The organism is Streptomyces sp. NBC_00820 (assembly GCF_036347055.1).
Taxonomy (GTDB): Bacteria; Actinomycetota; Actinomycetes; order Streptomycetales; family Streptomycetaceae; genus Streptomyces.
In genome coordinates this window covers 6,028,278-6,044,400 of sequence record NZ_CP108882.1, presented here as the reverse complement: position 1 = coordinate 6,044,400, position 16,123 = coordinate 6,028,278, and the positions used below count along the sequence as shown (strand labels likewise).

12 protein-coding genes are annotated in these 16,123 nt (G+C 68.9%); 6 read left to right on the top strand and 6 right to left on the bottom strand.

Annotated features, from left to right (window positions below):
* The first annotated feature begins 140 nt into the window (after positions 1-140).
* Entirely contained in the window at positions 141-821 is a 681-nt protein-coding gene (locus tag OIB37_RS27285; protein WP_330460246.1) for a response regulator transcription factor, read from the top strand.
* A 93-nt stretch (positions 822-914) separates the two neighbouring features.
* Positions 915-1,580, top strand: a complete 666-nt coding sequence (locus OIB37_RS27280; protein ID WP_330460245.1) for a ScbR family autoregulator-binding transcription factor — start codon at positions 915-917, stop codon at positions 1,578-1,580.
* Between the two features lie 153 nt (positions 1,581-1,733).
* On the opposite strand, the gene OIB37_RS27275 is transcribed toward OIB37_RS27280, so the two are convergent.
* Positions 1,734-2,111: an ArsR/SmtB family transcription factor gene (locus OIB37_RS27275; protein ID WP_330460244.1), complete on the bottom strand. Its 378-nt coding sequence runs from the start codon at positions 2,109-2,111 to the stop codon at positions 1,734-1,736.
* Positions 2,112-2,315: 204 nt separating this feature from the next.
* Here OIB37_RS27275 and OIB37_RS27270 point away from each other — a divergent pair, with 204 nt between their 5' ends.
* The 3 genes from OIB37_RS27270 (at position 2,316) to OIB37_RS27260 (ending at position 9,313) form a co-directional block, all read left to right on the top strand.
* Positions 2,316-3,536 carry an MFS transporter gene (locus OIB37_RS27270; protein ID WP_330460243.1) on the top strand — a complete coding sequence of 407 codons (1,221 nt, stop codon included), beginning with the start codon at positions 2,316-2,318 and terminating at the stop codon, positions 3,534-3,536.
* Between the two features lie 357 nt (positions 3,537-3,893).
* Positions 3,894-7,679: an ACP S-malonyltransferase gene (locus OIB37_RS27265; RefSeq protein ID WP_330460242.1), complete on the top strand. Its 3,786-nt coding sequence runs from the start codon at positions 3,894-3,896 to the stop codon at positions 7,677-7,679.
* 137 nt (positions 7,680-7,816) lie between these two features.
* Positions 7,817-9,313 carry a hypothetical protein gene (locus OIB37_RS27260; protein ID WP_330460241.1) on the top strand — a complete coding sequence of 499 codons (1,497 nt, stop codon included), beginning with the start codon at positions 7,817-7,819 and terminating at the stop codon, positions 9,311-9,313.
* Positions 9,314-9,409: 96 nt separating this feature from the next.
* Here the strand turns inward: OIB37_RS27260 and OIB37_RS27255 are convergent, their stop codons facing one another.
* From OIB37_RS27255 to OIB37_RS27240, 4 genes are all read right to left on the bottom strand, one after another.
* Positions 9,410-9,994, bottom strand: coding sequence for a DUF402 domain-containing protein (locus OIB37_RS27255; protein ID WP_330460240.1), 585 nt, complete (start codon positions 9,992-9,994; stop codon positions 9,410-9,412).
* Between the two features lie 94 nt (positions 9,995-10,088).
* Positions 10,089-10,994: an ADP-ribosylglycohydrolase family protein gene (locus OIB37_RS27250; RefSeq protein WP_330460239.1), complete on the bottom strand. Its 906-nt coding sequence runs from the start codon at positions 10,992-10,994 to the stop codon at positions 10,089-10,091.
* 11 nt (positions 10,995-11,005) lie between these two features.
* Positions 11,006-11,665, bottom strand: coding sequence for a histidine phosphatase family protein (locus OIB37_RS27245; protein ID WP_330460238.1), 660 nt, complete (start codon positions 11,663-11,665; stop codon positions 11,006-11,008).
* Between the two features lie 79 nt (positions 11,666-11,744).
* Entirely contained in the window at positions 11,745-12,350 is a 606-nt protein-coding gene (locus OIB37_RS27240; RefSeq protein WP_330460237.1) for a YdbC family protein, read from the bottom strand.
* Between the two features lie 146 nt (positions 12,351-12,496).
* Here OIB37_RS27240 and OIB37_RS27235 point away from each other — a divergent pair, with 146 nt between their 5' ends.
* A complete protein-coding gene (locus tag OIB37_RS27235) occupies positions 12,497-13,030 on the top strand; it encodes a TerD family protein (protein ID WP_330460236.1) in 534 nt (177 codons plus the stop codon).
* A 106-nt stretch (positions 13,031-13,136) separates the two neighbouring features.
* On the opposite strand, the gene OIB37_RS27230 is transcribed toward OIB37_RS27235, so the two are convergent.
* Complete coding sequence (locus OIB37_RS27230) at positions 13,137-16,031, bottom strand: vitamin B12-dependent ribonucleotide reductase (protein WP_330460235.1); 2,895 nt, start codon at positions 16,029-16,031, stop codon at positions 13,137-13,139.
* Positions 16,032-16,123 lie beyond the last annotated feature (92 nt).

Here is a 16,123-nt window from a genome sequence, read left to right as displayed (position 1 = left end):
TGTGGGCATGCTTACGGGGAGGGTGGATGAACCTGCAGGTCGCGGATTCGGTCAGCCCAAGCGCGGGGCAGTACGGCCGGCGTCTGGCCGGCGTCCGTCCGGGGAGACTCTCACCCCGGACCGCGCCGACGGGAACGGACATGCCGACCGACGAGGGGGAGGCGTTGCGCGTCCTGGTGGTCGAGGACGCCGGGGCCGCGGACGTCCTGATGCAGGATCTGCGCCGGCACGGCTACGCGGCCGTGAACGCGGCGACCGGGGCCCAGGCGCTGCGAGTTCACCACGACGCCGACCTGGTCCTGCTCGACCTCGATCTGCCCGATCTGGACGGCCTGGAGGTGTGCCGTCGCATCCGGGCGGTCGGTGACGTGCCGATCATCACCGTGACGGCACGCGGCGCGGAACTCGACCGCGTTCTCGGGTTGCAGGCCGGTTCGGACGACTACGTCGTCAAGCCGTACGGCCTGCCGGAGCTCCTGGCCCGCATAGAGGCGGTGATGCGGCGGGTCCGCCCCCGGCCGCCGGCGGACCAGGTCGTCACCCATGGACCGCTGCGCGTGGACGCCCGGATCCGGGAGGTCCTGGTGGAAGGCAGGCGGGTGGAGCTGACTCCCAAGGAGTTCGACCTGCTGCACCTGCTCGCCGCCCGGCCGGGCACCACACTCTCCCGCCGCCAGTTGATGAGTGAGGTGTGGGGTGACGACTGGTCGAGCCGCGGTCGCACGATCGACACGCACGTCAGCACGCTCCGCGGCAAGCTCGGATCACCGAACTGGATCATCACCGTGCGCGGGGTCGGCTTCCGCCTGGGGCGCCCCTGACCGAGGACGCTCCCGGGCTGCGGCCGCCCTGCCCGGACGAATACAATGCAGACTTGTCTGTTTGTTTCCGAGAGATGAAATGCGAGGGTTGGGATGGCCCAACAGGAGCGGGGCATCAGGTCGAGACGCTCGATCCTGGAGGCCGCCGCAGACGTGTTCGGCGAGCGTGGCTACGACGCGGCCAGCACGAACGAGATCCTCGCCAGAGCCGGTCTCACCCGAGGCGCCTTGTATCACCACTTCCCTTCGAAGGAGGCCATCGCCGTCGCGCTGGTGGAAGCCCAGGGCGAGGCGCTGGTGGCGCCCGACCGTCCGGTGAAGTTGCAGGCCGTCATCGACCTCACGCTGGAATTCGCGCACCGGCTGCAGCGGGACACGGTCCTGCGCGCCAGTGTGCGGCTGGCTGTCGAGCAGTCGTCGTTCTCCCCGTCCGCCCAGGCGCCCTACAACCAGTCGATCGCCGTGGTCGAGGACTCCCTGAAGCAGGCCGAGAAGCAGGGCGAGCTGCTGCCGGGGATGGATCTGCGGGAGGTGGCCGCCACCGTCGTGGGTGCCTTCACCGGCCTGCAGGTGATGTCACAGGCGTACAGCAACCGGCGGGACCTGCCCGCGCGGGTCTCAGCGCTGTGGCGGCTGATCCTGCCCGGACTCGCCGCCCCGGGCATGCTCCCGCGTCTGCGCACGACCGCCCTGCCCGAGACCGAGAACCCGGCGGGCTCGGCGATCTCGGCGGAAGGGAAGGGTGCGGCGCAGGACTGAAACACCCCTGGGGCGCAGGCCGACGGGCCTGGACCGAAGGGGTCCAGGCCCGTGGGATCACCAGGAGAGGGGATCGGCGCGAGGGAAGAAGCCCCTCGGGCCGAAGCGGCTCACCCCGGGGGAAGTTGTCTGCCCATCCCCCGGGCAAGAGGCTCAGCCCAGGGAGAGGGGATCGCCCTGGAAGACGTTCCCGATCCCGCGCTCCAGCTCCTTCACGAGCCACGCGATGCGTTCTTCGTCGCGCCGGTAGTGGGTCCACTTGCCGACCCGGGTGGAGCGGACGAGGTGCGCGCGTTCGAGCACGGCCATGTAGGTGGAGACGGTGGACTGCGCGAGTCCGGTCTTGGCCTGGATATGGGTGACGCAGACGCCGACTGCGCGCGGGTCGGTGACGGCCGGGTTGACCGGGAAGTGCTTCTCCGGCTCACGCAGCCACTGGAGCACTTGGAGCCGCACGGGATTGGCGAGCGCCTTGAGAGGTTCGAGCAGGGGTGCGAGGTCGCCCGCCGTGGGCGTTTCGTGTGTCGTCATGAGCCTTCCGGAACGGACGCGGAGCCGGCCGAGATATATCGATGATAGGCGATACGTTACGCGCCCGTAAGCTGCCGGCCCTTATGGCGCGGCCTCGACGGAGCTCCCTTGACAAGACGCATCGACATTCTGCGATACTTCGATGCATCAGATTCCGCAAGGCACGGTCCCGCACCGCGTGCCGCTGCAACGGAGGGTTTTCACATGCCTATCGGGCTCATCGCCCTGGCACTCGGGGGCTTCGGCATCGGCCTCACAGAGTTCGGGATCGTAGGACTGCTGCCCGAGGTGGCAGGCGACTTCAACGTCTCCGAGTCGGTCGCCGGCTACCTGGTCTCCGGCTACGCGCTCAGCGTCGCCATAGGAGCCCTCGCACTGACCGCGGCGATCGCCCGCTTCGACCGCAAGAAGGTCCTCGTCAGCCTGATGGTGCTGTTCATCGCGGGCAACCTGATCTCCGCGATCGCCCCCAGCTACGAACTGCTGATGGTCGGCCGGATCGTCGCGGCCCTGTGCCACGGAGCCTTCTTCAGCGTCGGCGCGGTCGTCGCCTCCGACATGGTGGCCGCGAGCAAAAAGGGCAGCGCCATCGCGCTCATGTTCGGCGGCCTGACCGCCGCCAACGTCCTGGGCGTCCCGCTCGGCACCTTCGTCGGTCAGCAGTTCGGCTGGCGCTCCACGTTCTGGGCCATCACGGTCATCGGCGTCATCACCCTCGTCGGCATCCAGGCCCTCGTGCCGCAGACGACGGCCGCAGACCGGACGAACCTGCGCGCCGAACTCGCCGTCTTCCGCCGCGGTCAGGTCTGGGTCTCCATCGCGCTCAGCGTCCTCGCCTTCGGAGCCGTCGTCGGCGGCTACACCTACATCGCCTTCACGCTCACCGACGTGAGCGGGTTCTCCACCAGCACGGTCCCCTGGCTGCTGGTCCTGTTCGGCGCCGGCACCTTCATCGGGAACTTCGCCGGCGGCAAGGCCGCCGACAAGTCCCTCAACTTCGCGCTGACCGGCATCATGGCCGTACTCGCCGTCGTCATGGCCGTCTTCGCCCTCACGGCGGAGAACAAGACCGCCACGATCGTCTCCCTGCTGCTGATGGGCGCCGTGGGCCTCGCGAGCGCGCCCGGCCTGCAGGTACGGACCATGAAGTACGCCTCGGACGCGCCCACCATGGCCTCCGGCGCCAACATCGCGGCCTTCAACGTCGGCAACGCGATCGGTGCCTGGATCGGCGGCCTCACGCTCGCCGCCGGGTACGGATTCACCTCCCCCCTGTGGGTCGGATCCGGACTCGCCGTCGCCGGACTCGTCGTCGTGGCGGCGGGCTCGCTCGGCGGCGGGGCGCGGGCGCCCAAGGCCGCCACCGCGGATGCCGCGGGCTCTTCCACCCCGCTGACGGAACCGGTCGAAGCCGCCGTTCAGTAATCCAGCGAAAAATAGGGCAGGGGAACCGACTCGGTTCCCCTGCCCTATTTTTCTGCCTTTCCGCAATCGGACCGTCAACCGAAAGGCGCAGCGCCTCGCTCACACATTGACACCTTCTCTGACCTGCACTTTTGACACTGCCCCGACGTTCCTTCACCTTTCTCAAAAACTCCCTTACAGGGCCCGCAAAGGCCTGAGAAAGCTTGTAGGAGCGTCTCTTGAAACGGACCGAACAGCCGGAGATCATTTCTTTCGAGAACGATTTTTCCTCCGCGCCCGAAGACGCGCGCGTGACGCACCTCGACGGAACGAAGGTGCCTTCCCGTTTCCGCCCAGAAGCCCGCAAAGGGGATTTCTGTGTCTCGCTCGCTTTCGCACGCCGGCCCCCACCCGACCTCCACCGGCCCCACCGCGGCCGCCACCGCCCTGCCCCCGAGCCAGGTCCCGACCGCGCCCCCGACTGCCGCCGGACGGCCGCCACTTGTGGAGGAGATCCTCAGCACCAAGGACCGCATACGCGTGGCCGGTTTCTTCCCAGGTCTGGGAAGCCGGGCCTTCTACCGGGATCTCGGACGGTCCCTCTTCGACTCCGGTGTCCCCGAGGTCACCGCCGTCTACAAGGAGGCCGCCCGCGCCCTCGGCTTCCCCACCCGGCCCGACCTCCTGCTGCTCTCCCCCGAGAACCTTCCCGAGGGGGCACTGGAGCGGCAGGGCTTCATCGGGGCGGCACTGCTGGTGCACAGCCTGGCCCTGGACGCCTACCTGCGCGACCAGGTCGCGAAGAACCAAGCCCCCGTCAGTTTCGTCGCCTACACCGGTGAGAGCTTCGGCGTTCTGACGGCAGCGGTCGCCGGCGGATCCCTCTCCGTCTTCGACGGCGTCAGAATCGCCCGGACGTTCACACCTCTGATGCTCCTCGCCGCCGGCGCCCGGAGCACCGGCGAGGCATTCGCCCGGGAGATCGCCTCCTACCTGGACGAGTCCGTCCTGCGAACCCCCCTGGTGTCCGATCCCTCCCACGTCGTCGCCGTGAAGGCACAGAGCCCGCAGGCCCTGACCGACATCCTGGACGCGATCCACACGTCGTACCCGGTCACCGACGTCGAACTGCACAAGACGTACGCGCCGACGCAGGCCAATCTCTACGTCCGCTCCGGGATCAAGGCGGAGTTCGACCGGTTCGCCGCCACCTTCCCGCAGGTGACCACGTGGGAACTGAAGGATCCCACCGTGTTCCTGGCTCACTCCGCGCGGATGCGGCCCGCCCGCGACGCCCTCGAACGGTTCATGGACACCGCGGGGATCCGGTTCGCGGAGCCCCGCGTTCCGGTGGTGTCCAACCACGACATGTCGCTGCTGACCACGGCCTCCGGCGTCCGCCGGGCGATCCTGGCCATGACGGACCGGGTCATGGCCTCACAGGACACGTGCGAGACGCTGAACAGCCTCGACCCGGACATGATCCTGGAGCTGGGACCGGGAGCCAAGTCCGTCCAGCTGCTGCGGGACAACGCCGTCGCCGCTCCCGTCACGGGTTACACGGGCAGCGACGCGGACACCGACGCCTTCCTCCAGGCCGTCCACGTGATGGGCACCCTGATGGCTCAGCTGGAGACGCTGTACACCGCGGGGGGACGCCTGCGGCACGAACACCACGACGTGCTGCGGGACCTGTTCCGCCTCGCCGCCCGAAGCCCCTTCTGCGACGACTACTTCTCCCGCGCCCTCGGACGCGTCATCACCGCGGAGATGCTGCGCCCCCGTCGCGAGGGTTCGCCGGCGTTCTACCAGTTCCTCGAGATCTTCCAGCACACGCGCAACTACCGGGAGCACATCGCCGCCGACCGGGGCGAACTGGTCACCAGGGCACGGCTGAAGAAGAGGACCAGCGGCGCGGAACCCGAGCGGCTGGGCAGCGCCTACGTCGAACTCCGTGTGATCGGCCACGTCGGCGAGAGCGAGACACGGACGGCGGACACGAGTCGCCCCGAGGTGGTCGTCTTCCACTTCGGCTCACTGGCGGGCATCGACCACCCGCACCTGACCAGCAGGATCCAGCTCCTGCTGTCCACCCAGCCGACCGCTCTGCAGATCTACCGTCAGGCCCTGGAGGGCATGCGGGACAAGGACGCCCTGTCCCCGGCGGGTCTGCGCGTCGTCTACCAGCACCTGCTGTTCCACACCCTCTCCCGGTACCGGCCCGCGCTGTTCGCGCAGAGCGACCACTACCTCGAAGGCGCCGACACGCAGGGGTGGCTGACCGCACTGGCCGTCTCCGGCGCGCTCTCCCCGGCCGACGCGGTGGAACTGGCAGTGGCCCGCCCGCGCAAGGACACGGTGGAACGGATCCTGAGCGGCCTCACCGGTGCCGGAATCCCCCTGCTGTCGCCCGAGGGAGTGCCCGTCCAGTCGAGGAAGGAGCTGGAGGAGACCACGCGCGCCGTACTCGGGGGCGGCGCCTTCGGCACCGGGGTACGGCCGGTCCGGCTCAACGGCAACTGCCAGTTCGTCGCTCTCGACGCGGACCTGGACGTCACCGGCGTCGACGCCGGGCCGTACGACACGTGTGTCGTACGCATCGACGAACCGGCCGAGGCGTGGAAGAAGCGTCTCAACCCGGCCCTGGACGAACTCGAGTACGCGAGCCTCCTCGCACTGACCGGTGAGAACGCCCTCGTCCTGGAGAACGCCCGCGCCCGCAAGGTCCTCTCCAGCACCGTCTGCTCATACATCGGCATCGACGAATCGGTCGTGAACTTCGGCAAGGGCGGCAGCGAGTCCATGACGATCTTCGTCCGGAAGGACGGCGAGGACCGCGTCACCGTGAGGAAGATCCTCAGCGAGGCGCTGACGACCGCGCAGTGGGACCCGGACGGGCACGGCGTCATGCTGGCGCCGTTCGCGAAGGCCAGGAAACAGGCCGAGTTCCTGCAGTCCCTGCCCGCATCGGTCCGCGACTGCTTCCCGGAGGTCTACACCGTCCTGGAACGGGACGTACCCATCGCGTCCCATCTGCGACGCGGCGACCGCGCGGCCGACCGGGAGGTCATCTACGAGATGAGCTACGTCGCCGGGGAAGAGGTCAGCCGGTTCGTCGAGCGGCAGACGCCGCCGCCGGCCGTGGTCGCCCGCCTCTACGAGCAGATCATCCGTGTGCTGAGCGAGCAGGTGCACCGTGTGGGCCGGGTCCCGGCACCGGGCGAGACCCTGGACATCTCCTACTTCAGAAAGATCGAGGACCGCCTGGCACTGTGCCGCCGCACGGCACCGCGGACCTTCGACGAGCGTCTCCTCGACACCGAGCGGATCGTCGTCAACGGCGTCTCCTACCTCAACGCGCCGACGCTGCTGAAGCGGTTCCGGGAGACCCCCGAGTTCGCCCGGATCCTCGAACCGGCCTTCCACTCACTCGTCATGGGCGACACGAACACCGAGAACATCAAGATCGCCAACACCCGGCCGCTGGTGCACGCTCAGCAGCTGATCGAGTCCGGAGCCGCCAGGGAGGACATCGACGCCGCGCTGAGCGCCATCACTCCCGAGTCGCTCGGGATCAAGTTCCTCGACCCGCGGGCCATCGGCTTCAAGAGCGTGGGCGCCGACACGCGCGACGACGCGATGTACGACAACAAGCCCTGGCACAACTCCATCGGCCACTACGACGAGATCCACTTCGAGCAGTTCACGATGAACGTCGAGGTCGGCGCGGACCGGACCCCCCGCATCGACATCGCCTTCCTGGACGGCAACCCGTACCAGAAGGCGTACCGGGTGCGCGACGTGGTCGCCACCGGGGGCACGGTCGACACCGAGGCCCCCGACGGCATGGAGGACCACTTCGCCTCCGTCATGACGGCCGCCCTCGCACTGGACGACGCCGACGCCGGCCACGCGAAGGACGACCCGTACTGGCTGGTCCGCTTCGTGTTCATGATGGGACAGCACTTCACCGCAATGCCGCCGTTCCACTTCCAGAAGGAACTGGACGGCACGCTCCTGGACACCCACCAGACCCAGCGCCGCCCGATCGCCATCTACTGCGAGGGCATCAAGTGGCTGAACTGGGCCCTGCAGATGCTGGAAGGCACCAGGACCGAATTCCTGGGCCTCGCGGTACCCCCGCTGCCCCACCTGAACGGCTGAGGTCTGCACCGTCTGAACGGCTGAGGCCGGACCCGGCGGGACCGGCGCACTTACCGGTCGCCGGGCAGGGACGGGGCGCATCCGTCCCTGCCCGGCGACCGGCCACGAGACCCCACTCCCCCAGAAGGAGCCCCCGCATGACATCCACTCCCTTCACGGCTCCGGTAGTCGGCCTGCACCACCTGTCGAACGAGACGCGCGTGATCGCCACTCCCTGGAGCCGCATGGTGCGCGGCACAGGCCTGGGCCAGTACCCCATCGCCTACGACCCCGAAGCCGCCGCGCGGATCCGGCACGCGTTCGGCCTGCTCGCGGCCAAGGGCGCCGACCGCCACGCCTACACCCGGTTCTCCCGGTTGCTGGCCGACTTCCTCCTCGACCTGGAGGATCCCGCCCGCCGTCCGAGCCGCTCCGGCATCGCCGAAGCCCTCTCCCCCGTCCTGGACGCGGTCCGGGCCGAGGAGAACGCGTACTTCCGGGTCATGGCCGGCTGCATCCTGATGGACTCCTTCGCCAAGCTGGGCCTCGACCGGACACTGCTGGTGGGCGCGGGGACGGACTTCCCCGCCGAGATCCTGGCCGCCGCCGACACGATCGAGCCGGACCGGATCAAGGACGAGAACGCCGGACGCCACGGCCACTACGAGAAACTCTCCGCCTACTCCGCGGTCTTCCTCGCCATCGGGCAACTCGGCCTGAAGGAAAGGCTGGTGGATGGCCCGCGCAACTACGTCAGGGAGGCACTGGGCCTGCTGGAGAAGATCCCGGCACCCTTCTTCCGCGGGCGCGGCGGTGCCGTGCTGCTCTCGGTCGTCTCGCTGCTCGGATACGAGCGGTTCATCGTCGACGAGGGCCGCGACTTCTTCGAGGAGGTGCTCTCCTACCTCGACCGCGCGGACGAACTGGACCTGCCTCCCGCGTTCCCCCAGCCGATGTCGGAAAGCTTCCCGAAGATCTACCCGCTCCTGACCATGCTCAACGCCATCGCCATGAGCGGCCGGCCGGAGAGGTACCTGAACCACGGCCGCGACCGCCTGGCCGAGGCCAGGGAGCTGATGGAGCGCATCACCCCGGTCGAGCGCACCCACATGGGCCTGTACTACATCGTCGCCCTGCACAACCTCGGCCGGCTGCACGCACAGGTCCCCGACCTCGACGCCCTCGTCGAGGACATCGTGGGCCAGTGGGCGCACATCGACCCCGGAGCGAACTACTTCCTCAACGGAATCTCCTACGCCTACATCGTGCAGACCGCCATGCTCACCGGCCGACTGGACCTGATCGGCGACAAGACGCTCGACCGGCTGGTGGACAGCTTCCCCGACCTGGACCGCACCGACGACGACCGGGTCAACCGCCCCTATCCGTTCGCCTACACGCTGAACGTCCTCGGGGAAGTGGGCCACGCGCACCTTCTGTTCGAGCCCAGGGCCGCCTACGCCGGCGCCACCCCGTTCGCCTGGGTCGTCGACCGGCTCTCCGACGGCGGTCGCGAGGAGCACCGGCTGTACATGCTGAACCACGCCCTGATCAGCTACGCCTTGCGCATGCGGGGGCCGCAACGGGAAGAGCCCGCGCTGTACAAGGACTTCCGGTTCCGCGGCCTTGAAAAGAGCGGCGCGCCACGGCAGTAGCCCCGGGCCCGTCGGGGGATCTCCCGTCCGCCGATTCGGGCGGCCCGGTGAGGGCACGCCGGATCCGGCTGAGGGCGTACTCGCGTGCGCGCGCCCTCAGCCGTGCAGGATCGCCGGGACGTCACGGTCCCAGCTTGCCGGTGGGCACCAGTCGCGCCACTCCTGCCACCAGCAGGCGTTCCGCGCGATGAGCGCTTCGACCTCGGCCGCCGCCCGCCTGACGCCTGCGGCCTCGCCGGGCAGGAAGCCTCCGGAGCGTTCCCGTTCCTCGAACTCCTCCACGTCCTTCCAGGAGTACGGTTTCCCGTCCGCCGGGATCCACAGGTCGAGCTCCTGGTCGAGGGTGTCGAATCCGTCGACCGTCCGCCGCATCGGTTCCTGGAAGTTGACGTACCAGCCGCTGAACTCGCCGCCCTCGCGGCGCATCCACACGGCGTATCCGTCGCCGGGCCGCTGCAGTTGGAGCACGCCGTCCGACAGCCAGTACGGCTCCATGGCCGACCAGGGGTGCGGTCCCCATCGGAAGTCGCCGGTGCCGAAGGTGAGCGGCGTCCCCCTGGCCAGATAGGCCGCCAAAACGGTGCCGTCCGACACGACTGTCATGGGGTAGGAGAGCCACACCGCTCCGTCGAGGATCTCCCGATGGGTGATCGTCTCGCCCACGCCGAAGGTTCCGTGCATCGTTTCACCCTACCGGTGTCCGTACGGGGCCCGGACGGCCAACGGCGTTCGCCCGAAGGGGAGATGACGCCCAGGTACGGAACGGCTGGACGGCTCAGGCCTCGGGGGCCACCCAGACCGGCAGCGCCTCGGTCCGCTCCACCCACTCGGCCGGCGGCGCCCCCATGTCACGGGACGCGAGGACACCGCCGACGATCGCGCAGGTGGTGTCCACGTCGCCGCCCACCTGGGCGGTCGTCCAGAACGCCCGCTCGAAGTCGGCGAGCGCCCGTGCGGCGGACCACAGGGCGAACGGAACGGTGTCGTGAGCGGACGTACGGCGGCCGCAGCCGAGGACGGCCGCGACCGTGGCCGCGTCCTCGTAGTCGAGCATGTCGCGGGCGCGTCTCAGACCCGCGCCGACGGCGCTCTTCGGCACCAGGGCGATGACGCCGTCGAGGAGCACCTCGGGGCCGGGCGGGCCGTCCGGAGCGGCGGCCAGCGCCGCCGCCGCGGCCACGGCCATGGCCCCCGCCACGGCTTCCCGGTGCTGGTGCGTGGGGTAGGCGGAGATCTCCGCCTGGTGAGTGGCCTGCTCGGGATCGTCCGCGTACCAGGCGCCCAGCGGCGCGATGCGCATCGCCGCGCCGTTGCCCCAGGACCCCTGCCCCTTGAAGAGGCCGGCGGCCAGATCACGCCAGTCCTCACCCTCCCGGACGAGGCGGAGCAGCCGGTTGACCGCGGGACCGTACCCCCGGTCGAAGTCGTGCCGCTCGGCGAAGGAGCGGGCCAGCGCGTCCTGGTCGACCCGCTGGTGAGCGGTCAGGACCGCCACCACGGAGCAGGCCATCTCGGTGTCGTCGGTCCACTGCCAGGGACCCGCGGGCAGTTCGCGCCGCTGGAGCAGGGGGCGGTTCGCCGGGACGAAGAACTGGGAGCCGAGCGCGTCGCCCACGGCCAGCCCGCGCAGACTGGCCAGGGCACGGCCCAGACGGCCGGAGGGGGAGAAGTCAGCGGTCATCGCGCCGCACTCTATCCGTTGATCCAGAAGGGCACCGGGTCCCGCCACCGCTCGAAAGGCCGGTCGAGCGTGTATTTTCCGTCCTCCCCGAGCACGAGCATCCGCACCTCGGCGTTCCCCGGGTTCGACAGCGACTCGAACTCCCCCACCGTCCAGTGGAACCAGCGCATGCAGAACAGGCGCATCGCGAGTCCGTGCGTCACCAGGAGCACGTTCGGTGGATGGTCGGGGTCCTCGAAGCTGCGGAACAGGCTCTCCAGGAAGCCGCCGACCCGGTCGTACACGTCGGCGCCGGACTCCCCCTGCGGGAACCGGAAGAAGAAGTGGCCGTACGCGTCCCGGTAGGACTTCTGCAGGCGTACGTCGTCGCGTTCCTGCCAGTTCCCCCAGTCCTGCTCGCGCAGCCGGGGTTCCTCCCGTACCCGTATGAGGTCGGGGTCGAGGTGGAAGGCGCCGAGGGTCTCGTGCGTGCGGCGGTAAGGGGAGACGTACACGCTCACGCGTTCCCGGCCGAAGAGCTCGCGGAGCCCCTTGCCGGTCTCCTCGGCCTGCCGCCGGCCGCGTTCGGTGAGTGCGAGAGCGTGGTCGGGCTCCCGCTCGTACACGGAGTCATCGACGTTGCCGGTCGACTCGCCGTGCCGGACAAGAACGATGCGCCGTGGTCGTGCCATGCCGAAACCCTAGATCGAACGGGGGACGATCGAGCACTCGTATGGGCCCCATACGGCGTAGGTCACACGAATCGCCTCCTCAGACCGTCCAGGCGGGCTCCAGTTCCACGATGTCACCCGAGAGGGCGGCGATGTCGGCCTCCGTCTGCGCTCTGAGCGCCAGGCGCTCCACGCGTTCGGTCCGGTACTTTCCGTGTTCGGCCGCCGCCCGCCACATGGACAGGACGAGGAACTCCTGCTCGGGCGCCTCGGCGAACATGCCCCGGATCATGCCGGGCGAGCCCGCCATCGCGGGGTTCCAGACCTTTTCCTGCATGAGGGTGAAGTGGTCGACGCGCTCCTCGTGCACCCTGCAGAGGGCCACCCGGATCAGGTCGCTGTCGGTGAACCGTGGCTCGAAGCCGGTCTTCACGTCGAAGCGGTACTCGAAGAGCTTGACCTGGGTGTCCTTGAACGTGCCGGCCTGGGTGGCGGCCAGCCGGTCGTGGGAACGGGCCATGAAGGAGTCGTAGAAGGCACGGCTCTCCCAGAACGCGAAGATGTGCGCCACTCCGGGCCGCTGCCGGCTCCACCCTCCGCCCTGTCCCCGAAACCCCGGCTCCCCCAGAAGCCCCGCCCATTTCCGCTGCCCGCGCTCGAAGCCGCGGCGGTCCACCACGGTGCAGCGAATCCACTTGACCAGCACCGCGCCATCGTACGGCCCACGGGCGTGGCGCCGGTCACGCTCGGCGGATATGCCTCGGGCGACATCCCCGTGCGCGTGGCACGATGGACAAGGAGTGCCGACTTCAAGGGAGTTGGGGCGAGAGAACTTCAGAGGAGGGAAGCGGGTTGACCGGCTTCAGCAAGGGAATCCGCAAGGTCGAGGTCGCGCTCAAGTGGGACCCGGCTCCGGCGGACCGGCCACCGACCGATCTCGACATCATCGCGGCGCCGTTCGTGTCGGACGACGCCTACGGGGCTCCGGCCTATCTGGTGCACTTCGACAGCCGCTCGCCGGACGGCACGATCTTCTTGAACCGGGACAGCACGGACGGCAGGGGGTTCGGCTGGGACGAGGTCATGACGCTCGAACTCGATCGGCTCGCCGCCCGGTACACGCGCGTGGTGGTGGGCGTCGTCCTCCAGCAGCGGTCCGGACACCAGACGTTCGTGAACGTGCTGAACCCCGCGATGCGCGTCCGCGAGGGCCACACCGTCCTCGCCGAGGACGACTTCGGCTCCGTCCTCGGGGCCACGGCCGCCACCATCGCCGAGTTCGTACGGGACGAAGCGGGCGAGTGGACCCTCCGTCCCGGCGTCCATGGCTTCGACGAGGATCCGGTGACCTTCACCCGGATCATGGGCAGGGACCCCCGGCCCTGAACCCTGGGCACGACGAGAGGGGCGTCGGCCATCGGCCGGCGCCCCTCTCGTCGTCAGTGCTCAGCGAGCGCGCCGGATGCCGCATCCGGCGCGCTCACGGCCATGCTCAGCTGCAGCCGCTGGTCGAGCCGCAGCCCTCGCAGATGTAGCAGGAGCCGGCGCGCTGCATCTTCGTGCCGCAGGAGAAGCACAGCGGGGCGTCCGCCTGGATGCCCAGCTGCATCTCCACCAGCTCGGCGCTGGTGTGCGCCTGCTTCGGGAGGGCGTTGGCCACCTCGGGCTCGGCCTTCGGCGCGGCGACGGCCTTCAGCTCGGTCTGGCGCGGGGCCGACTGGGCCAGGCCCTCGACGTCGACCTCGTCGTCGGCCGGCTCGTAGGAGCCGGTCTCCAGGTGACGCTGACGCTCCTCGGCGGAGTGGATGCCGAGCGCGGAGCGCGTCTCGAAGGGCAGGAAGTCCAGCGCCAGGCGGCGGAAGATGTAGTCGACGATCGACTGCGCCATCCGCACGTCCGGGTCGTCCGTCATGCCGGCCGGCTCGAAGCGCATGTTGGTGAACTTCGAGACGTACGTCTCCAGCGGCACGCCGTACTGGAGGCCGACGGAGACGGCGATGGAGAAGGCGTCCATCATGCCCGCGAGAGTCGAACCCTGCTTGGACATCTTCAGGAAGACCTCACCGAGACCGTCGTCCGGGTAGGAGTTGGCGGTCATGTAGCCCTCGGCACCGCCGACCGTGAAGGACGTGGTGATACCCGGGCGGCCCTTGGGCAGGCGCTTGCGGACCGGGCGGTACTCGACGACCTTCTCGACGGCCTCGCGGATCGTCGCCTCGGACTTCGCGGTGACCTCGACCTTCTCCGCCTCCTTCTTCTTGGCGGAGAGCGGCTGGCCGACCTTGCAGTTGTCGCGGTAGATCGCGAGCGCCTTGACGCCGAGCTTCCAGGCCTCGTAGTAGATCTCCTCGACCTCCTCGACGGTCGCCGTCTCCGGCATGTTGACCGTCTTGGAGATGGCACCGGAGATCCAGGGCTGGATCGCGGCCATCATGCGGACGTGGCCCATCGGGGAGATGGCGCGCTCGCCCATGGCGCAGTCGAACACCTCGTAGTGCTCGGTCTTGAGGCCGGGGGCGTCGATCACATTGCCGTGCTCGGCGATGTGGGCGACGATCGCCTCGATCTGCTCCTCCTGGTAACCCAGGCGGCGCAGGGCCTGCGGGACGGTGCCGTTGACGATCTGCATCGAGCCGCCGCCGACGAGCTTCTTGAACTTCACCAGCGCGAGGTCGGGCTCGACACCGGTGGTGTCGCAGGACATCGCCAGACCGATGGTGCCGGTCGGGGCGAGGACGGACGCCTGGGAGTTACGGAAACCGTTCTGCTCGCCGAGGCGGACGACGTCCTGCCAGGCCTCCGTGGCGGCGGCCCAGACCGGGCTGTCGAGGTCGTCCGTGCGGGCGGCCGTGCCGTTGGCGTCGGAGTGCTGCTTCATGACGCGCTTGTGGGCGTCGGCGTTGCGGGCGTAGCCGTCGTAGGTGCCGACGACCGCGGCCAGCTCGGCGGAGCGGCGGTAGGCCGTACCCGTCATCAGGGAGGTGATGGCGCCGGCCAGGGTGCGGCCGCCGTCGGAGTCGTACGCGTGGCCGGTGGCCATCAGCAGGGCGCCGAGGTTGGCGTAGCCGATGCCCAGCTGACGGAAGGCTCGCGTGTTCTCGCCGATCTTCTCGGTCGGGAAGTCGGCGAAGCAGATCGAGATGTCCATCGCGGTGATGACCAGCTCGACGACCTTCTGGAAGCGCTCGGTCTCGAACGACTGGTTGCCCTTGCCGTCGTCCTTGAGGAACTTCATCAGGTTCAGCGAGGCCAGGTTGCAGGACGTGTTGTCCAGGTGCATGTACTCGCTGCACGGGTTCGACGCGGTGATCCGGCCGGACTCGGGGCAGGTGTGCCAGTTGTTGATGGTGTCGTCGTACTGGATACCCGGGTCGGCGCAGGCCCAGGCGGCCTCGGCGATCTTGCGGAAGAGCGCCTTGGCGTCGACCTCCTCGATGACCTCACCGGTCATGCGGGCACGCAGGCCGAACTTGCCGCTGCTCTCGACCGCCGTCATGAACTCGTCGTTCACGCGGACCGAGTTGTTGGCGTTCTGGTACTGGACGGACGTGATGTCGTCGCCGCCCAGGTCCATGTCGAAGCCCGCGTCACGCAGGACGCGGATCTTCTCCTCCTCGCTGACCTTGGTCTGGATGAAGTCCTCGATGTCGGGGTGGTCGACGTCGAGAACGACCATCTTGGCGGCGCGGCGGGTGGCACCACCGGACTTGATGGTGCCGGCGGAGGCGTCGGCGCCGCGCATGAAGGAGACCGGTCCGGAGGCGTTGCCGCCGGAGGACAGCAGTTCCTTGGAGGAACGGATCCGGGAGAGGTTCAGGCCGGCACCGGAGCCGCCCTTGAAGATCATGCCCTCTTCCTTGTACCAGTCGAGGATCGACTCCATGGAGTCGTCGACGGCCAGGATGAAGCAGGCGGAGACCTGCTGGGGCTGCGGGGTGCCGACGTTGAACCAGACGGGGCTGTTGAAGCTGAAGATCTGGTGCAGGAGGGCGTATGCCAGCTCGTGCTCGAAGATCTCGGCGTCCGCGGGAGAGGAGAAGTACTTGAAGTCCTCGCCGGCCTTGCGGTACGTCTTCACGATGCGGTCGATCAGCTGCCTGAGGCTGACCTCGCGCTGCGGCGTGCCGACAGCACCGCGGAAGTACTTGCTGGTGACGATGTTGACCGCGTTCACCGACCAGAAGTCGGGGAACTCGACGCCACGCTGCTCGAAGTTGACCGAGCCGTCGCGCCAGTTGGTCATGACGACGTCACGACGCGCCCATTCGACCTCGTCGTACGGGTGCACGCCGGGGGTCGTGTGGATGCGCTCGATGCGCAGTCCCTTGGTGGCCTTGGTGCCCTTGGCGCGGGAACCTCGTGCCGGACCGCTCGCCGTCTCTGTCATGCCGCCTCCCTGTACGGGCAAAAACGCCCAGAAGTGCCCCGTTTGTTCCCGTGGCACGGTGTTCTGTCTTGTGTCGCGCGCGCCCTGGAACG